This is a genomic window from Syntrophotaleaceae bacterium, from assembly GCA_041390365.1.
In the GTDB taxonomy this organism is placed as follows: domain Bacteria; phylum Desulfobacterota; class Desulfuromonadia; order Desulfuromonadales; family Syntrophotaleaceae; genus JAWKQB01.
Genome location: JAWKQB010000001.1, coordinates 1474188 through 1490560, shown reverse-complemented (window position 1 = coordinate 1490560; position 16373 = coordinate 1474188). Strand labels below are relative to the sequence as shown.

At 58.2% G+C, this 16373-nt stretch carries 15 protein-coding genes; 5 read left to right on the top strand and 10 right to left on the bottom strand.

All coding sequences use genetic code 11. The features are described 5' to 3' along the window. Positions 1-12: 12 nt before the first annotated feature. Complete coding sequence (locus tag R2940_06905) at positions 13-231, bottom strand: hypothetical protein (protein MEZ4599501.1); 219 nt, start codon at positions 229-231, stop codon at positions 13-15. Positions 232-269: 38 nt separating this feature from the next. Further along, entirely contained in the window at positions 270-674 is a 405-nt protein-coding gene (locus R2940_06900; GenBank protein ID MEZ4599500.1) for a hypothetical protein, read from the bottom strand. A 246-nt stretch (positions 675-920) separates the two neighbouring features. Here R2940_06900 and rtcA point away from each other — a divergent pair, with 246 nt between their 5' ends. Beyond that, on the top strand, positions 921-1946 hold the full coding sequence (gene rtcA / locus R2940_06895) for an RNA 3'-terminal phosphate cyclase (GenBank protein MEZ4599499.1): 1026 nt from the start codon (positions 921-923) through the stop codon (positions 1944-1946). Between the two features lie 8 nt (positions 1947-1954). Here the strand turns inward: rtcA and R2940_06890 are convergent, their stop codons facing one another. The 3 genes from R2940_06890 to R2940_06880 form a co-directional block, all read right to left on the bottom strand. Next, positions 1955-3847: a DUF4105 domain-containing protein gene (locus R2940_06890; protein MEZ4599498.1), complete on the bottom strand. Its 1893-nt coding sequence runs from the start codon at positions 3845-3847 to the stop codon at positions 1955-1957. A gap of 101 nt (positions 3848-3948) precedes the next feature. Further along, positions 3949-4383: a DUF3015 family protein gene (locus tag R2940_06885; GenBank protein ID MEZ4599497.1), complete on the bottom strand. Its 435-nt coding sequence runs from the start codon at positions 4381-4383 to the stop codon at positions 3949-3951. Positions 4384-4530: 147 nt separating this feature from the next. Further along, positions 4531-4842, bottom strand: a complete 312-nt coding sequence (locus tag R2940_06880; GenBank protein ID MEZ4599496.1) for a hypothetical protein — start codon at positions 4840-4842, stop codon at positions 4531-4533. Positions 4843-5021: 179 nt separating this feature from the next. Between R2940_06880 and R2940_06875 the strand changes: the two genes are divergently transcribed. The 3 genes from R2940_06875 (at position 5022) to R2940_06865 (ending at position 7562) form a co-directional block, all read left to right on the top strand. After that, positions 5022-5948, top strand: a complete 927-nt coding sequence (locus R2940_06875) for an NAD(P)H-binding protein (protein ID MEZ4599495.1) — start codon at positions 5022-5024, stop codon at positions 5946-5948. Positions 5949-6104: 156 nt separating this feature from the next. Beyond that, positions 6105-6791 (top strand): hypothetical protein, encoded by a 687-nt coding sequence (locus R2940_06870; GenBank protein MEZ4599494.1) that lies wholly within the window; start codon positions 6105-6107, stop codon positions 6789-6791. Positions 6792-6842: 51 nt separating this feature from the next. Further along, a complete protein-coding gene (locus R2940_06865) occupies positions 6843-7562 on the top strand; it encodes a DUF3307 domain-containing protein (protein ID MEZ4599493.1) in 720 nt (239 codons plus the stop codon). A gap of 23 nt (positions 7563-7585) precedes the next feature. Here R2940_06865 and R2940_06860 read toward each other — a convergent pair whose 3' ends face one another. From R2940_06860 to R2940_06845, 4 genes are all read right to left on the bottom strand, one after another. After that, the gene (locus R2940_06860; GenBank protein MEZ4599492.1) at positions 7586-9013 is read right to left on the bottom strand and encodes a dihydrolipoyl dehydrogenase; all 1428 of its coding nucleotides are present in this window, start codon (positions 9011-9013) and stop codon (positions 7586-7588) included. A gap of 425 nt (positions 9014-9438) precedes the next feature. After that, complete coding sequence (locus tag R2940_06855) at positions 9439-11544, bottom strand: 3-hydroxyacyl-CoA dehydrogenase NAD-binding domain-containing protein (protein ID MEZ4599491.1); 2106 nt, start codon at positions 11542-11544, stop codon at positions 9439-9441. 49 nt (positions 11545-11593) lie between these two features. Beyond that, positions 11594-12919, bottom strand: coding sequence for an acetyl-CoA C-acetyltransferase (locus tag R2940_06850; protein MEZ4599490.1), 1326 nt, complete (start codon positions 12917-12919; stop codon positions 11594-11596). Further along, entirely contained in the window at positions 12916-13467 is a 552-nt protein-coding gene (locus tag R2940_06845) for an inorganic diphosphatase (protein MEZ4599489.1), read from the bottom strand. Before R2940_06845 ends, R2940_06850 begins: the two co-directional genes overlap by 4 nt. A 267-nt stretch (positions 13468-13734) precedes the next feature. Here R2940_06845 and R2940_06840 point away from each other — a divergent pair, with 267 nt between their 5' ends. Further along, positions 13735-14451 (top strand): hypothetical protein, encoded by a 717-nt coding sequence (locus R2940_06840; protein ID MEZ4599488.1) that lies wholly within the window; start codon positions 13735-13737, stop codon positions 14449-14451. 131 nt (positions 14452-14582) lie between these two features. Here R2940_06840 and polX read toward each other — a convergent pair whose 3' ends face one another. After that, the gene (gene polX, locus R2940_06835; protein MEZ4599487.1) at positions 14583-16313 is read right to left on the bottom strand and encodes a DNA polymerase/3'-5' exonuclease PolX; all 1731 of its coding nucleotides are present in this window, start codon (positions 16311-16313) and stop codon (positions 14583-14585) included. Between the last annotated feature and the right edge of the window lie 60 nt (positions 16314-16373).

The following is a 16373-nucleotide window of genomic DNA, read 5'->3' as shown; positions in this document are numbered from 1 at the left end:
ACGAAAAAACAATCACCCTTGCCAGAGGGTCCATGCCAGATCGTTTTTATTAGTACTCCGGGTAAATTTTGACTTGCATGTCAGGCACTGATAATCCTGCTCCTCGTAGCCTTGGGGATTTTTCCCTTTGAACATGCGAAGCTCATCTACTTTTATCAAGTATTCATGTGGCTTTCCATTACGCGTTTTCTTCGATTGCTCTTCACAAAGATCGCAACTTTTCATTTTCATCTCTTTCCACTTGGTTCAGCAAAATTCGTTTGGGCCGGCTATTTACAGCGCATCATTTTTTTGCCGGCCTCAAAAAGGACCTCAATCTTTTGTGGCCCGGCCACCCGCTGTACAATACCGATGCCGAAAACGGGATGGTCAATCAGATCTTTGACCTTGTAAGAAGAGGTCATGGAGTAGTCCGTCGCCGCGGAGCCGTTCAACCTTGGACGCAGGTCTTGCCACTCTTTGCACTCGGCATCTCGGGGCTGTACACTTTGTCGCACGGCAGGTTTTTTCTCCGCGGTGGGTGGCCGATAGTGGTGCTGCCGACTGCAGATCTTGCACTGAACATTGACAGGGCCTTCTTCACTCATAGTGATCACGACATGGTCAGTGTTCTTGCGACATTTTGTGCAGCGGGCTTTGATAGGGTCACCGGTCGAAGGCGTGATGCTTTGCATGGTGGACCTCCCTTGCTTGGCTAGCCAATAAAAAACCAGGGAGATCGCTGGAATCTACGGGGCAGGCTTGAATGGTGACGTGCCTGAAAAACCCGGCACGAGGGCCGATCTCTTTTCTTCACTCCGTAACGTCATCTCCGTACGGTCTGAAGGGCGATGTTGGTTCCAGGAGCGTACCCAGCAAGCATACACGGATTTCCGAACAAAAGATACTGAACATCCGATTTCGATAGACGGGAGAAACAAATGATCGTTATCGACGGTTCTCTGGGGGAGGGGGGAGGACAGATCCTGCGTTCTTCCCTGGCCCTGTCCCTGGTGACAGGTCAGCCTTTCCGCATCGAAAACATTCGTGCCCGGCGCAAAAAGCCCGGTCTCATGCGCCAGCATCTGACGGCGGTGGAAGCGGCTGCAGCGGTCGGTTGGGCTCGGGTCGAGGGGGTCAAATCCGGCTCGCTGCGACTGGAATTTCATCCTGAAAGGGTCGTACCGGGCAGCTATCATTTTTCCGTCGGCACCGCCGGAAGTTCCACTCTCGTGCTGCAGACCGTACTGCCCGCCCTGTTGACAGCCGACAGCCCCTCGCAACTGGTTCTGGATGGAGGGACCCATAATCCTCACGCCCCGCCCTTCGATTTTCTGGCCAGGTCCTTTCTCCCTCTCCTCCAAAAGATGGGCCCCAAATTGACGGCGGAAATGGTCCGCCCCGGATTTTTCCCTGCCGGAGGGGGGAAATTCATCCTGTCCGTGGAACCGGTTTCCCAGTTGGTGCCGATGGAGTTGCGGAATCGCGGCCCCGGCTTGGAGAGATCGGCCCGGGCGGTCGTGGCGGGACTGCCCCGGCATATTGCCGAACGGGAGCTGGAGGTGGTGCGAACCCGCCTTGGGTGGGATGAAGAACGGTGCATAGTCGAGGAGACGGACCCTGCTTTCGGCCCCGGTAATGTTCTTCTGCTCGAAATTGCGTGGAACAATGTCACGGAGGTTTTCAGCGGTTTTGGCGCACGCGGCGTTCGAGCGGAAAATGTTGCCGAAAATGCCGTGCTTGAGGTGGAACGGTTTCTTCGTGCCGCCGTTCCGGTCGGTCCCCATCTGGCCGATCAGCTGCTGCTGCCGTTGGCCCTCGCCGGCAGCGGCAGCTTCCGCACTCTGGCCCCCACCCCGCACCTGACTACAAATGCCAAGGTTATCTGCGAATTCCTTCCGGTTCAGGTGACCATGAGGGAGCTTGGGTCTGATGACTGGGAAATTCGGGTGGCGAAAACGGCCTGATCCGGAGCTCAAAAGAACCAGCGCAAATAGAGGGTGCCAGCGAAAAAACCGCGGTCGAATTGCCGTTTCCAGGACAGGTCCAGACCCACCATATTCCCATTGTCGAATACCAGCCGGTTGCGGGCCGTTATTTCGAGGTCGATCCGGGATTCATCCAGGGGGAAGTACCGCGCCTGGCCGAACAGACCGCTCCGCCATTCATCGCTGAAATCGTGCATCAGCCCGATCCCGGGACCGATTCCGGGCGCCGCGAAATTTTCGAGACGGTCGCTCACCTCCAGAGTGCCCTCGGCGAACAGGTGCGCCGAGGTTCGAGGCGACAATTCACGGTGAATTCCAAAGCCGGTATCGACCGCCCCCAGGAGCAGCCGGTCGGAAGCCTCCCGATGTTTCCGTCGGAGCCCCAGGGCCAATTTCCACGAAACCGGATGCAAAAAACGGTTCCAGGGCGAAAGGCTGAGAATATCGAGGATATCGAAGCGCTCCAGTTCGATCCTGTTTTTTTCGGGATAATAGCGCAGTTCCCCCTGCAGGGCGATTACCTGGGCTCCCTTGGTGAATCCGCCCTGAGGGTCGAAGATATCATGATAGCCGGGTCCGCCGGACAGGCTGATGAAATGGCGGTCGTCTTCAAAACCGTAGCCAAGATCGACCCTTGCAGGTTGGTGCCCCTTACCGGGCCAGACATGCGGAGCGGGCAGTTCCGGGGTCTGGTTCGGCACCTTGAGCCGGCTGCGGGCATGCAGAAGCCCCGGCAGATTCGCGGCCGCCAGGGGAGCCTCCCTGGCCTTGATGTTACGCAGGTAGGCGGCATAATCGATCGCCAGTTCCAGCACCTGGGCCTGATCCACGGGATCAAGACTGCGGATTTCAGCGGCATCGGAACCGAGCCGGCCTGTTGTCAGGTCTTTCGACAGAGACTGCAGGTTTCCATCCATGCGCCAGGCCCTTTCCTGCAGAATAGTGGTTCGCGAGGGACGAAACCGCACCTCCCCAACCAGTTCCGCTTCCGCGAGGGACCGGACGGTTTCGGAAGGAACCGCCCACCAGTCGAAACGGTCGAGGAGCCTCTCTTTGGGACGGGCGGTCTCCAGCAGGGACAGCAGGTGGTAGGAACAGTTTTCGTCCAGGAAGTAGTAATCGAACCAGGCCGAACGCATTTCCCAGAGATGGGCCAGAAGCTGTTCGATTTCCTCCTCGCTGAGATTCAGGCTGTATTCCCAGATATCCCGGTTTTCGATGTCGCCGTAGGCCTTGACCTTGACATAGTAGGGAGCCATGGAAAACCGTCCACGGTAGCCGCCGAAAAGGCCGTTGAAGGCATAAAGAAAACCGTGCTGTCCGCGGCTGTCCGCGGCATAGTTGACGGTCTGAGCGAGCAGCCGGGTCTGATCGTCCTGGTCCCGGGCGTCGATGCGCAGCAGCGTGTGACCGAACATGGACGCAGGATTGTTCAGATAGGCGGCGGGAAAAACCAGGGTCAGGCGGAAGGGCTGCAGATCCCATACCCATTGACGATAGGGATCGCAGGGAGGTTCTAAGGGTGCCTCTTCCGGATTGAAAATCCTTTGCAGCCACCGGTAGCGGGCCGGAAAGGTGCAGATGGCCCGCTTCTGCTCCTCGGGATCATTTCCGCCGAAGATTGTTTTGAATGTTGCTTCCAGTTCGGCTTCGGGATCCGTCTTGCCGTCAGGAGCCAGGAAAAAGCTTTTCGCATCCACCAGGCTTTCGAATCCTCGCCCCAGGCCGCGGGGATGATAATGGAGAAGGGTATGCCATTCCCGGCTTTGCGCCAGAGAGGCGAGGGAGGGAGGATCGGCAAGGGATGAAGGAGCGGCCCATGCCAGGTTTACGCTGAAAAGGTGCAGGAAAAGCAGGAGGATAAAAGCTGGAAGAATCAAGGCCGGGGCCGAGCGAACAGTTCGCCAGGCCCCGGGCAGGGGAGGAAAAAAGTTTGTCCCTGAGGAAAGGATGAACGCAGACAGGATCAAAAGAATCGCAATTATTTACGCATCCACTCGGGATGATGGCTCAATTCGCTGTTCAGTCCGGCCAGCAGGTCCTCCGCACGGACAGGTTCGGCCCGGAACAGTTCAGGGTAACTGGCCTTGGTCAGTTCAAAGAAATCCTGGCGGTGCTCTTCGCTTATGCCCATAAGGTGGGCCAGTGAAGCCAGATGTTCGCCGCTCCCGCGGGCCATGTCCTCCCGCAGTCGGTCGAGATTGACCGTGGCAAAGGCTCTGGTTTTTTCCGCCTGGGAAGAATGATCGTCACCGGGGCTGGTGCTGGAAGTGAAATCGGTAGTGGCATCAGAGGTGTTTTCCAATGTGTCGGTGGTGCCTTCGGTGCTCTCGGTGGTTACGGCGCAGGATGTGAGCAAGAGCAGCAGCCCTGCCATCAGAATCGCCAACAGCAATAATGAACCGTTCTTTTTCATGGCTCGCATCTCCTTGAAAAATGGGTTCGATCATCCGACGGATCAACAGCCAACCACTTCAGACCTTTTCCAGTATAGCAGCAAAGAACTTTAGCGGAGTCTGAAGTCGACAAATTCTGCCAAACCCGCGGCAAATAGGCCTTATCCTCATCGCTGGCCTTCTTCCCGCGGCCATTCCTTTCTGGGCCTGAAGGGGGTTCTTCGCCAGACACCTGTGATGCTTTCGTCCGTTGCTCGATGCAGATTCGGACTGCAGACCAGGTCTGCCTTGTCGGTCAGGCGTCCACAGGAATGGCATTGATATTCCAGCCTCTGATCCATTCGGTGACAGATCGGATTGGTGTGATCAGGTGAAGCCTGACAGAGCTCCGAGCGGCTCATCAGCTTTTCCGGCTGGCATAGCCATTCCTTTTCGTCGGAGATGACCCGGCAGGTTTCACAGCGATAGATGGAAGACATCGTCTTTCCCCTTTTTAAGCAAATTGTAACCTTTCAGGTATGATTTTATCATCCTGCGCGGGTGTTACAATTCATTCGTTACCCGTTTCGGCGCCGCAGCTTCATCGGGAGGAAATAAAATTTTCTTCTCTGCCGGTCCCGATACAGACTCCCTTCCAAAAAAAATTTTGAGGTGCTCCATGAAGGAAGAAAGCCTGCACGTGGTGACCGGTGCCTTTGGTTTTTCCGGAAAGTACATTGCCGCCCGGTTGCTGTCAGCGGGACATCAAGTCCGTACACTGACCAACAGCAGGCCGGGGAACGATCCGCACCAGGGTCGGGTTGAGGTTCGTCCTCTCGATTTCGGCGATTACCAGGCCCTGGTCAATGGGTTGCGGGGTGCAAAGGTCTTCTACAACACCTACTGGGTCCGATTCAATTACGGCGAACATTTCAATTATTCGCAGGCCCTGGCCAACAGCCGAATACTCTTCGATGCCGTCCGGGAGGCAGGGGTACAGCGCATTGTCCACGTCAGCATCACCAATCCTTCGGAAGACTCGCCTTTCGAATATTTTCGCGACAAGGCCATTCTCGAAAAGCTGATCAAAGAGTCCGGGGTGTCCTACGCGATCCTGCGACCTGCGATGCTGTTCGGTGCGGAGGGGATTCTGATCAACAACATCGCCTGGATGCTGCGCCGTTTTCCTTTTTTTGGCATGTTCGGCGATGGCCGCTATCGTCTGCAGCCGATTCATGTCGACGACCTGGCCCGGATCGCCGTTGAGCAGGGAGCAAGCCGTGAAAACCGGGTAATCAACGCCATAGGCCCGGAAACCTACACTTTTCGGGAACTGGTCGAGTTGCTTGGCAGGGAGATCGGCAGGAAACGGAAAATAATTTCCGTTTCCCTCAAAACCGGGTTGAACATAGCCCGGAAGGTCGGCGCGATGGTCGATGACATTCTGTTGACCCGCGATGAAATCGAGGGTTTGATGGGTGAAATGCTTTATGTCGAAGACGAACCGGTGGGTGAAATTCTTCTCAGTGAGTGGATACGGGAAAACAGGAAGACTCTCGGCAGGGAATATGTCAGCGAACTTGCCCGACGGCGCCACAGGTCTTAAGACAAGTTTTTTTCATTGAAAATTTCGTGATATCCATTTATAGGTTGACCTGATCGAGATCCTGAAAAATAACAAAAAAGGCGAAAAAGCTTAAATTCCGATACCGATTTCGATAGCGATTTCGATTTGGTTAAAATCAAAACATGGAGCAGGTTCATGGATGTGCAAAAGGATCGTTGTTATGCGGCCTTGACGGGCGATGTGATCAAGTCGTCCCGATTGAAGGCGGATGATCGCGGCCGCTTGCACGATACAATTTTGAAGGTCGGCGGAGAACTGGGCAAATTTTTCCCCGACCTGCTTCTCGGCGAAATCAGCATCTTCCGAGGGGACAGTATCCAGTTTTTGCTCACCGAACCGACCAAAGCCCTGCGAACAGCCTTGTTTTTTCGCGCTGCCCTGAAGGCGGCCGGCGCTCCCTCCCGCATCGACATGCGTTTCGCCATCGGCGTCGGCGGCATCGACTTCCTGCCCGAAAATTCCACCGGAGGGGCCGACGGGGAAGCCTTTCGCCTTTCTGGCCAAGCCCTCGACGACCTGCCCCTGAAGCAGACTTTGGGCCTTGCCGTGCCCGAAAACCGGATCGATCCCGGCTGTCTGCAACCCTTGCAGACCGTCGTCGCCATGGCCGGGATTCTGGCGGAGCGATGGTCGGTTAAGCAGGCCCTTGCCGTCAAGGGGGCCCTTCTCGACCGTACCCAGGAGGAGATCCGGGAATTCTGGCCGGACGGAGTCAGTCGTCAGGCTGTGGCCAAGAACCTCGATGCCGCGGGGTGGTTTGCAGTGGAGGGTGCCGTGAAGTGTTTTGAAAATTTCCGTTTCGAGATTTCTGCAACCACATAAGGTTGCAAATTCCATAAGCAACCCTAAGAGGTTGCTTGTTGGAGGGAAACGATGGGTGCCGATACCCTGGATGTGACCGTCTGCCTGATTGCGGGCCATCTGCTGGGGGATTTTCTCCTGCAGTCCGATCGCATGGTCCGTGACAAACGGACTGCCGGATTTTTCACCCTTCATCTTCTGACAGTGACCGGCATAACCTACCTGGTGTGCGGCCTCTGGTTCAACTGGCGGATCGCGGTGGGGGTCCTCCTCACCCATCTGGTGCTGGACGGGCTGAAGACCCTTTCCGGGAAGGACGGCCCCGCCGTTTTCCTCGCCGACCAGGGGCTGCATCTTGCAAGCCTTGCAATCATCGGCGGTTTCTGGATTTATCCCGCCGAAGTCCCTTTCTGGCAAACGCTGCTGCCCTTTTATGTGCGGGGCGTACTGTTGCTTGCCGGAGGAATCCTCTGTGTCCGGGTGGGGACCTTCTGGGTCGGCAAGGCTGTGGCTCCTTTCCAGTCGGCCGTCGGCATTAACTCCCAGGGGTTGCCGAACGCCGGGCGGCTGATCGGACAACTGGAGCGGGCCTTGATTTTTTTGTTCGTCCTGATGGGGGAGACCCAGGGGGTCGGTTTTCTGGTCGCCGCCAAATCCATTTTACGGATCGGCGAGGTGAGGGCGCCGGAACAGCGCAAGGAGGCCGAATACATCATCATCGGCACCCTGATGAGTTTCGGCTGGGCCCTGCTGGTCGCCTATGCCACCAAAATTCTCTTCGACCGGCTGTAAAAAATAGTCTTCAAGACCATTTCTCAGCAGAGCGGCGAGGGCGGGCAACTCTCGCAAAGGGCCATTTCCGTGCCGGGATGAGTATCGGCCAGTTGCCGGGCCGCATCCCGCAGAGCCGAGCGAAGGCCTTCCTCCACGGTCGGATGATAAAAGGGGAACATCAGGGCTTCGTGAACGGTCAGTTCCTGCTGTACGGCGACCGCCAGCAGTTGGGCCAGATGCTCCGCCTCCGGAACCACCATCTCTCCTCCCAGCAAGCGAGCGGTTTTTCTGTCCGCGTAGAGATGCAGCATGCCCGCGTTGCTCCCTTCGATGACGGCCCTTGACTGATCGGCAAAGTCGGCTCGGCCGATCACGATTCCGTCCGGGTTCAACTGATCGAAGGTGGTTCCAACCTGTCCGATCTGGGGATCTGTGAATCCGATCCGGAGGGGGGTCCGGCGCCGGTATTGCAGGGGTTGTTTCTCCAAAGCATTCATGCCTGCGATGAATCCTTCATCCTGGGCTTCATGCAGCACCGGCAGATAATTGTTGGCGTCCCCGACGATAAACACGGGCAGGTTGCAGATCTGCAGGGAATGCTTGCAAAAAGGGGGCATTCCGTTCTTGTCGAGTTTGACTCCGAGGTTTTCCAGGCCAAGCCCACGGACGTTTGGTACCACTCCCGTAGTCGCGATGAAGGAATCGATCTCGATTTCCGCGCTGCCGTTGCTGATCAGCAGGCAATCGCTCCGGGGCGACATTTCAACCTTCGCCTCTGTCCCGACATGCAGCGAAAAGTCCTTATCCATGACTCCCATGGCCACCCGATTGATTTCGGGGTCCCGCAGGTTGCCGATAAAACGGTTGCGGCCGAAGCCGGTGACCTTGATCCCCAGCCGGGCCAGGGCCTGGCCCAGTTCGATGCCGTTGGTACCGAGGCCGACCAGGGCGATGCGGCGGGGCAGGTCTTCCTGCTCGAAAAAGTTGTCGGTGGTCAGGATGCGGTCACGGAACCTGTTCCAGGCTTCGGGCAGGACCGGTTTGGATCCGATGGCGAGAATGATCCGGTTGCAGTCGATCTTTTCGCCGTTGACCTCGATCCGGTCCGGCCCCAGCAAGGTGGCCCTGCCGATGATGAGCCTGTCTCCGGCGAGGTTTCGAGTGACCTCCACCATGCCGCCGGCAAAATGATCCCGCATCCGGCGCACATGGCGCAGCACGTCGGGGATGTCGATAGTCAAACCGTCGCAGCCGCCGATTCCCCGGTCCGCCAGCTTCAAGCCCCGCTGATAATCCCGGGCCACTTCGATCAGAGCTTTGGAGGGCATGCAGCCTACCCGCGCGCAGGTGGTTCCCAGGGGACCCTGGTCGATCAGCAGAAAATTGTCAGTGGTCCTGACGATCTGGCGCAGCGCCGCCAATCCTGCACTGCCAGCCCCGATAATGGCCACATCGACCTTTCTGCCCATGGGTTACTCCTTCGATTGATAGCGTTATTAATTTGTTTTCCGTTTTTTCTGGTCAAAATCGAAATCTTACCTGATCAGGTCCAATTCTCACTTCAGGGCAAGCAGGACTGTACGCAAAATGTCATTCCCGAGCCGAACTTGATCGGGAATCCAGCCGTTAAATCTTTGAATCCATGGATGCCCGATAGAACCATTCGGGCATGACGGAAGGAATTTGCGAATCTGTCAATGGTCGCCTTGTCTAAAGCCTGGCACTACAGCACACAGAGGAAGACCGGGAGAATCGAAAAGCTTTTATTGAACGCAGATAACTGCGGATAAGGGCGGATAAAAGCGAATGAAGACTTCCGTGGTTTTGACCTTATCTGCGTAAATCCGACTTTATCTGCGTTCGATAACAGGGTTGATGCCTTTATCTGTGTGGCTCAATCTCTCTCAGTCCAGCCGGGGTCCGGCTTGTATCGCTCGCCGTAATTGGCCGCCATCACCTCGAGGGTTTCGGCAATGTCTTTGAATCCCCGGCTGCGGGCGTAATGAATGGGGCCCCCAAGAAACGGGGGGAAGCCGGTACCGAATATCATCGCTCCATCCAGCAGGTCCGCGTCATCAACGATCTCGGCGGACAGGCAGGCCATGGCGGCGTTCAGCATCGGCAGGAGAAGTCGGTCGAGCATATCCCTTTCCGGTGCCGGGAAACGGTTGTCCTTCTGCGGCTTGCCCTGTTTCCAATTGTAGAAGCCATGATCCGCCTTGCGTCCCATTTCCCCCGCCGCGACCATGTCCCGCAGCCACTCAGGGACCGGGACCAGGGTCTCTCCGAGATGGTTCCGCAGCAGTTCGGCAACGCTCAGGCAGACGTCCAGTCCGACCCGGTCGGCCAGTTCCACAGGTCCGACCGGGAAGCCGAAATCGAGAGCGGCCTGGTCGATGGTTTCCGCAGGGACCCCTTCGTCCATCAGAATCATGGCTTCCAGAAGGTAGGGAGTCAGGATCCGGTTGACCAGAAAACCCGGTGAGCTGTTCACCGGCGCCGGCAGGCGATCGATCTGACCGATAAACGTTCGGGCCTTGCCCAGGGCCTCCTGCCCAAGCTGGTCATGCAGCACCACTTCCACAAGTTGCATTCTGGAAACCGGATTGAAGAAATGCAGTCCGACGAATCGCGAGGGGTCGGCCAAGAACTCCCGCAACTGCTCCAGAGGGATGGCGGAGGTGTTGCTGGCGAGGATGGCCCCTTCCTTCAACAGGGGCTCGATCTCCTGATAGACCTGCTGTTTGATGTCGATCTTTTCCGGGACCGCTTCGATGACAAGATCGGCCTTTAAAACGCCCCGATTGCGCAGGTCGGGGATCAGGCGGTCGAGGACTTCCCGGGTCTCCTTCTCCGGGAGCTTTTTGCTGTGACACAGATCGGCGGTTTTCTTGACCGCCTGGGCGATCGTCATCGGCTGCCGGTCGTACAGGCTGACCCTGATCCCCTTGTAGGCGCACCAGGCCGCGATATCTCCTCCCATGGCGCCGGCGCCGATCACATGGACTTGACGCAAAGGCCTCTGCTCCGAATCGGTCAGTTTTTTCATCTTTTCCCGCAGCAGGAAGACCCGTATCAGGTTCCTGGCCGTAGGGTCGGAAAGCAAACGGGCAAAAGAGGCGATTTCGGCCTCCAGCATGGTCGCCAGGTCGCCCCCGCTCTCTTCCCAGAGGGAGATCAGGGCCTCGGGCGCGGGGTAATGTTCCGGCGGCGCCTTTTTGGCGCTTTTCGCCCGCATCAACCGGCCTTCAAGACGGCGGGCCGGACGGGAGGCCAGCAACCTGTTTTTGATACCCGGTTCACGACCGCGCCTTTGACCTCGAGTAAAGACGCGGACGGCTTCGGCGACATGGCGCTCTTCCACCACAGCATCCACCAACCCCTGCTGATAGGCCTCCTTGGCAGGGATCATCTTGCCGGTCAGCATCAGGGTCATGGCCTGGACCGGGTCGATCAGACGCGGGAGCCGGGCGGTGGCTCCCAGGCCGGGATGCAGGCCCAGCAGCACTTCCGGCAGGCCGAGGCGGGCGCCGGGAACCGCGATCCGGTAATCGCAGCAGAGGGCGAGCTCGAGCCCACCTCCCAGACAGAAACCGTGCAGAACGGCGACGGTCGGGCAGGGCAATTCCGCAAGACGGTTGGCGATCGCATGGGCCTTATTGAGCTTGTCGATGATCTGGGCATCCTCGCCCAGCGAGGAAAATTCATTGATATCGGCTCCATGGCAGAACCCGGCGGGCTTCTCCGATCTCAGGACCAGACCGGCAGGGGTTTGCCGTTGGACGGTCTCCAGGAGCCCGCCGAACTCCCGCAGCGCCTCCTCGGAAAGCAGATTAATCTTGTTCTCCGGCCGATCAAAAGAGATCCAGGCCACGCGGTTTTCATCCCAGGCCAGCCGCCAGTTGGCCCAGGGGCTTTCCTCAGCGCGCTTTTCGGGGGAAGACAGGGGACCCATTTCCAATTCCCGGGACCGCACAAATTGACCGATGTTGCCTTTCATACAATGTCCCTTCTATCCTACGGGCGGACACGCGGGTCCGCCCGTACAGTCAAATTTTTTCGACCAGCATGGCTCCGCCCTGACCGCCGCCGATGCATTCGGTGGCGATGCCGACCTTCAGGTCCTTGCGGTGCAGGGCGTTGACCAGGTGCAGCAGGATGCGGTTGCCGCTCGCGCCGACGGGATGGCCGAGACTGATCGCGCCGCCGTCGATATTCAGCTTCTCCCGATCGATGCGGCCGAGAGGCTGATCGAGGCCGAGAACGCCCTTGCAGAAGTCCCCATCCTCCCAGGCGCGGAGGCAGGCCAGGACCTGAGCGGCGAAGGCTTCGTTGATTTCCCAGAGGTCGATGTCGGCCAGTGCCGCCCGCCAGCGCTGCAAAATCTCCGTTGCTGCGAGGACCGGGCCGAGCCCCATGAGACGGGGATCGAGGGCGGCCCAGGCGCTGTCGATGATCACCGCCTTCGGTGTCAGGCGGTACTGTTTCAAGGCCTTTTCGGAAGCGAGGATCACCCAGGAGGCGCCGTCGGTGACCTGGGAGCTGTTTCCGGCCGTCACCAGGCCGAAGGGGGGCTCGAAGACCGGTTTGAGACGGGAAAGGGCTTCCAGGGTCGAGTCGGGACGGACACCATCGTCCTGCTGGAACAGTTCGCCGGTCGGGGAGATGGCCGCCTCGATTTCGTCCTCAAGCCAGCCTTCGGTTTGCGCGCGCGACAGCCGTTGGTGACTCTCCAGAGCGTAACGGTCGGCTTCCTCCCGGCTTGTTGCGAACAGATGGGCCAGAATTTCCGTGGTCTGTCCCATGCTCAGACCGGCGACGGGGTCGGTCAGTCCCTGTTTGAGACCGAGCACTGGTTTCAAAAAATTCGCCCGCCAGCCCTTCATCAGGCGCAGGCTTTCCGCCGGGGACCGGACCTCCCGCATTTGCGCCAGCCAGGCGACCGCTTCCGGTTTCGCCAGCAGAGGCGCCTGGCTCAACGCCTCGGCTCCCCCGGCCAGGACCAGGTCCTGTGATCCGGACGCAATGGAGCGGAAGGCATTGTCGATCGACAGCATGCCCGATCCGCAATTGATCTGAACGGTAAAGGCCGGCATGGTTTCCCCCAGGCCCAGGCGCAGAGCCGCCAGCCGGGCCGGGTTCATCTCATGGGCGAGGACGTTGACGCAGCCGAGGATCACCATGTCGAAGGCGTCGGGAGGCAGATCCTGACGCAGCAGGAGCGGGCGGCCGCACTGCACCGCCAGGTCGACCGGGCTGAAAGGGCCCGGTTTGCCCCGGACTTTCAGAAACGGTGTGCGGGATCCGTCGACGATATAGACGGGTCGTTGTTTCAAGGCATTGTTGGAATGGTTGGAAGGATGATCCTCGTTCACTTTTCTGTCCTCTTCAGCTCATCAGCCATATCATTGTAGCGGGCCAGGGCGGCAGCGATGATTTGCAGGGCTTTGGGAATACCCTCCAGGTCTTCCACCACCACGTCCTTGTTTTCCAGGGTCTTGTATTCCTCGAAGAATTTTCGGATTTCCAGCATCTGGTAATGGGGCAACACCTCGTGGCCGGTGTAATCGGCCACCGCCGGATCGTGCACGTTGACCGCGATGATCTTGTCGTCTGCGCCCTTTTCATCCCTCATGCGCATCACGCCGATGGCTCGGGCCTCGAGCAGAGTCAGCGGATGGACCGGCTCCTGCCCGAGCACCAGCACGTCCAGAGGATCGCCGTCCTCTGCCAGGGTCCTGGGGATGAATCCGTAATTGGCCGGATAATGGAGGGCACCGTACAACACCCGATCGAGACGCAGCAGTCCGCTCTGCTTGTCGAGTTCGTACTTGTTCTTGGACCCTCGGGGAATTTCGATGACGACCGGAAAGCCCTTGTCGATGCGGGTTTGGTCCACGGGAACCAGATGCCAGGGATTCATGTCGCTCTCTCTTTCACGCGTTTCTTGCATGAAACCGGGCAATTCGTCAAATACTTTAACAGAAGGATGAGGGATTTAAAGTGCGGGGAGAAGAGCGTGAGGGGTGAGGAGTGAGGAGTGAGGAGTGAGGAGTGAGGGGTCATTCAAGGTCAAAAGCCGATTTCGATCCCGATTTCGATTTCGATTTGGATTTTTGCCCTGCTTTGATTGCAATTTACCTCCGGGCCTGCCAAAATCGCGGCTAACGATTTTTTCAGGAGACGTTTCATGCAATTGATCGAAATCACTCGCAAGTTATCGAATGATCTGCAGTCCCTGTATTTCGCCGAACCCGTCACCCATGTCTACAATCCCCTCGAATATGCCTGGAAGTGTCATGAGGCCTACCTGCAGCGTTACGGCAAGGCTCCCAAGGAGGCGGTGTTTCTGGGGATGAACCCCGGTCCCTGGGGAATGGCCCAGACGGGCGTGCCTTTTGGGGAGGTGGCCGTCGTACGCGACTGGCTGAGGATCTGCGAACCGGTGGGCCGGCCGGCCTCGGAGAATCCCTGCAAACCGGTCACCGGGCTCGACTGCAGGCGCAGCGAGGTAAGCGGGCGCCGCCTGTGGGGTCTTTTCCGGGAAAAATTCGGCGAACCGGATAAATTTTTCCGGCGCTTTCTGGTTCTGAACTACTGCCCACTGCTTTTTCTGGAGGCCTCGGGCCGCAACCGGACACCGGTCCAGCTTCCGGCGCAGGAGCGGCGACAGGTCATCGATATCTGCGACAAAGCCCTTAGAAATTCGGTCCTCGCTCTCAAGGCCAAAACCGTAATAGGCATCGGCAGTTTCGCCGAGGAAAGGGCCCGGGAAGCGCTGGCCGATCTGGATATCCGCATCGGCCGCATTCTGCACCCAAGCCCCGCAAGCCCCGCGGCCAACAACGGCTGGGCCGAGAAGGTGCTGGAGCAGTTGCGGGAGCTGGGGATTCGGTTGGAAGGGTGAGGGGTAAAGTCAAAATCAAAAAGCCGATTTCGATTCCGATTTCGATTTGAAATGTCTTGGCTGAATTGACGCCATAGGTCCTATGGGTCTTATAGGCCCTATTAGACTCATGAAACAAGCCGGATTTCTTTCTAGCGTTGGAGCAGTTTCAGCAGATCCTCCACCTCCCGCGTATTGATGACATCGTCCCTGGTCAGCCACCCGCGGCGCGCCTGGTAAATGCCGTATTTCACATTCCGGAGGCCGGCGGTATGATGGGAGTCGGTACAGATCGCCACTTTCAGACCCATCTCTTTCGCCAGGCGGCAATGCTGGTCATTCAGATCGAGGCGGTCCGGTTGAGCGTTTATTTCCATAAAGCAGCCCCGTTCGAGGGCGGCCTTCATGATTTTCTCCATGTTCACTTGGTAGGGCTCGCGCTTGTTGATGAGCCGGCCGGTCGGATGAGCGAGGATTCGGAAATGCGGATTGTCCATCGCCCGGATGATGCGTTCCGTCTGCTTTTCCAGGGTGAGGTCGAATTTGCTGTGAATGGCGCAGACCGTCAGATCAAGCTTCTCAAGCACTTCGTCGGGCAGGTCGAGGCTGCCGTCTTCGAGAATGTCGACTTCGATGCCCTTGAGAACGCGAAAGCCTGAAAGGACCTCATTGAGCTCATCAATCTCTTCGATCTGCTGCTCCAGCCGCCTGGCGTCAAAACCCCGGGCCATGGCGACGGCCTGGCTGTGTTCGGTAATCGCCAGGTAGCTGTAGCCGAGGGAGCGGGCGGCCTCCGCCATTTCCTTCAATGAAGAACGGCCGTCGGTGGCCCTTGTATGAGCATGCAGATCGCCGCGGAGGTCTCCGGGGACGATCAGTTCCGGCAGCCGATCTTCCCGGGCCGCCTCGATTTCGCCGCTGTTCTCCCGCAGTTCCGGTTCGATGTAGGGCAGGTCGACGGTTGCGAAAACCTCCTCCTCGCTGGTGCCGGCTATCCGCTCCTCTGCCTCGCCCTCACCACGGAAGACCCCGTACTCGTTGATCTTGAGCCCTTTTCTCTGGGCGATCTGACGCACGGCAATGTTGTGAGCCTTCGATCCTGTGAAGTAGTAGAGCGCCGCCCCGTAGCTGACCGCGGGAACCACCCGCAAGTCCACCTGCAGGCCGCCGCGCAGACGCACCGAGGATTTGGTTCCGCCCTTGGCCAGAACTTCGACCACGTTTTCGAAATCGGTGAACCGATCCATCACCGGGCTGCCGCGCTCGCAGGCGACCAGTATGTCCAGGTCTCCTACCGTTTCCAGACGCCGCCGATAGCTTCCCGCAACCATGACCTGCTTCACTCCCTCGGTTGCTTTCAGATAGGCCTGCAGCGGTTCGGCCACCTGTTCCGCTTCGGCGAGCCGGGTACGCAAAGCCATCGCGGTCTTGCCCTTGATCTCCCTCAGGATATTTTCTTCGGTCTTCTTGCCAAACCCGGGCAGTTCGCGGATTCGCTGGTCCCGGGCCGCAGCGGCCAGTTCGTCAAAAGTTTTGATCCCGAGCTGGCGATAAAGCACTGCGATCCGCTTTGGTCCGAGTCCGGTGAGGCGCAGCAGTTCGCACAGATCGGGTGGAACCTTCGCTTCCAGTGTCCGCAGCATTTCCAGACGGTCGCTGGCGACAATCTCGGCAACCTTGCCGGCCAGGTCCTTGCCGATTCCGGGCAACTGCGAAAGGTCCTTGCCGTCTTCGAGCATCTCTGCCATGCCTTGCGGCTGATCGCTGATGGTACGGGCGGCATTGCGGTAGGCCCTTACCCGAAAAGGATTGTCCCCGTCAATCTCCAGCAGGTCGGCAATATGGTTGAAGATGCGGGCAATGTCGGCATTGGTGATGGGCATGGAAACTTCCTCGACAGGGTGTTTTGACGATGGGCGCAGAGGTTCGGAGGAAAAGGATCC

What these genes read in the sequence shown, in the direction of transcription:
- R2940_06905 (MEZ4599501.1), bottom strand. Translation starts at nt 231, where the DNA reads ATGAAAATGAAAAGTTGCGATCTTTGTGAAGAGCAATCGAAGAAAACG.
- R2940_06900 (MEZ4599500.1), bottom strand. Translation starts at nt 674, where the DNA reads ATGCAAAGCATCACGCCTTCGACCGGTGACCCTATCAAAGCCCGCTGC.
- rtcA (MEZ4599499.1), top strand. Translation starts at nt 921, where the DNA reads ATGATCGTTATCGACGGTTCTCTGGGGGAGGGGGGAGGACAGATCCTG.
- R2940_06885 (MEZ4599497.1), bottom strand. Translation starts at nt 4,383, where the DNA reads ATGAAAAAGAACGGTTCATTATTGCTGTTGGCGATTCTGATGGCAGGG.
- R2940_06880 (MEZ4599496.1), bottom strand. Translation starts at nt 4,842, where the DNA reads ATGTCTTCCATCTATCGCTGTGAAACCTGCCGGGTCATCTCCGACGAA.
- R2940_06875 (MEZ4599495.1), top strand. Translation starts at nt 5,022, where the DNA reads ATGAAGGAAGAAAGCCTGCACGTGGTGACCGGTGCCTTTGGTTTTTCC.
- R2940_06870 (MEZ4599494.1), top strand. Translation starts at nt 6,105, where the DNA reads ATGGATGTGCAAAAGGATCGTTGTTATGCGGCCTTGACGGGCGATGTG.
- R2940_06865 (MEZ4599493.1), top strand. Translation starts at nt 6,843, where the DNA reads ATGGGTGCCGATACCCTGGATGTGACCGTCTGCCTGATTGCGGGCCAT.
- R2940_06860 (MEZ4599492.1), bottom strand. Translation starts at nt 9,013, where the DNA reads ATGGGCAGAAAGGTCGATGTGGCCATTATCGGGGCTGGCAGTGCAGGA.
- R2940_06855 (MEZ4599491.1), bottom strand. Translation starts at nt 11,544, where the DNA reads ATGAAAGGCAACATCGGTCAATTTGTGCGGTCCCGGGAATTGGAAATG.
- R2940_06845 (MEZ4599489.1), bottom strand. Translation starts at nt 13,467, where the DNA reads ATGAATCCCTGGCATCTGGTTCCCGTGGACCAAACCCGCATCGACAAG.
- R2940_06840 (MEZ4599488.1), top strand. Translation starts at nt 13,735, where the DNA reads ATGCAATTGATCGAAATCACTCGCAAGTTATCGAATGATCTGCAGTCC.
- polX (MEZ4599487.1), bottom strand. Translation starts at nt 16,313, where the DNA reads ATGCCCATCACCAATGCCGACATTGCCCGCATCTTCAACCATATTGCC.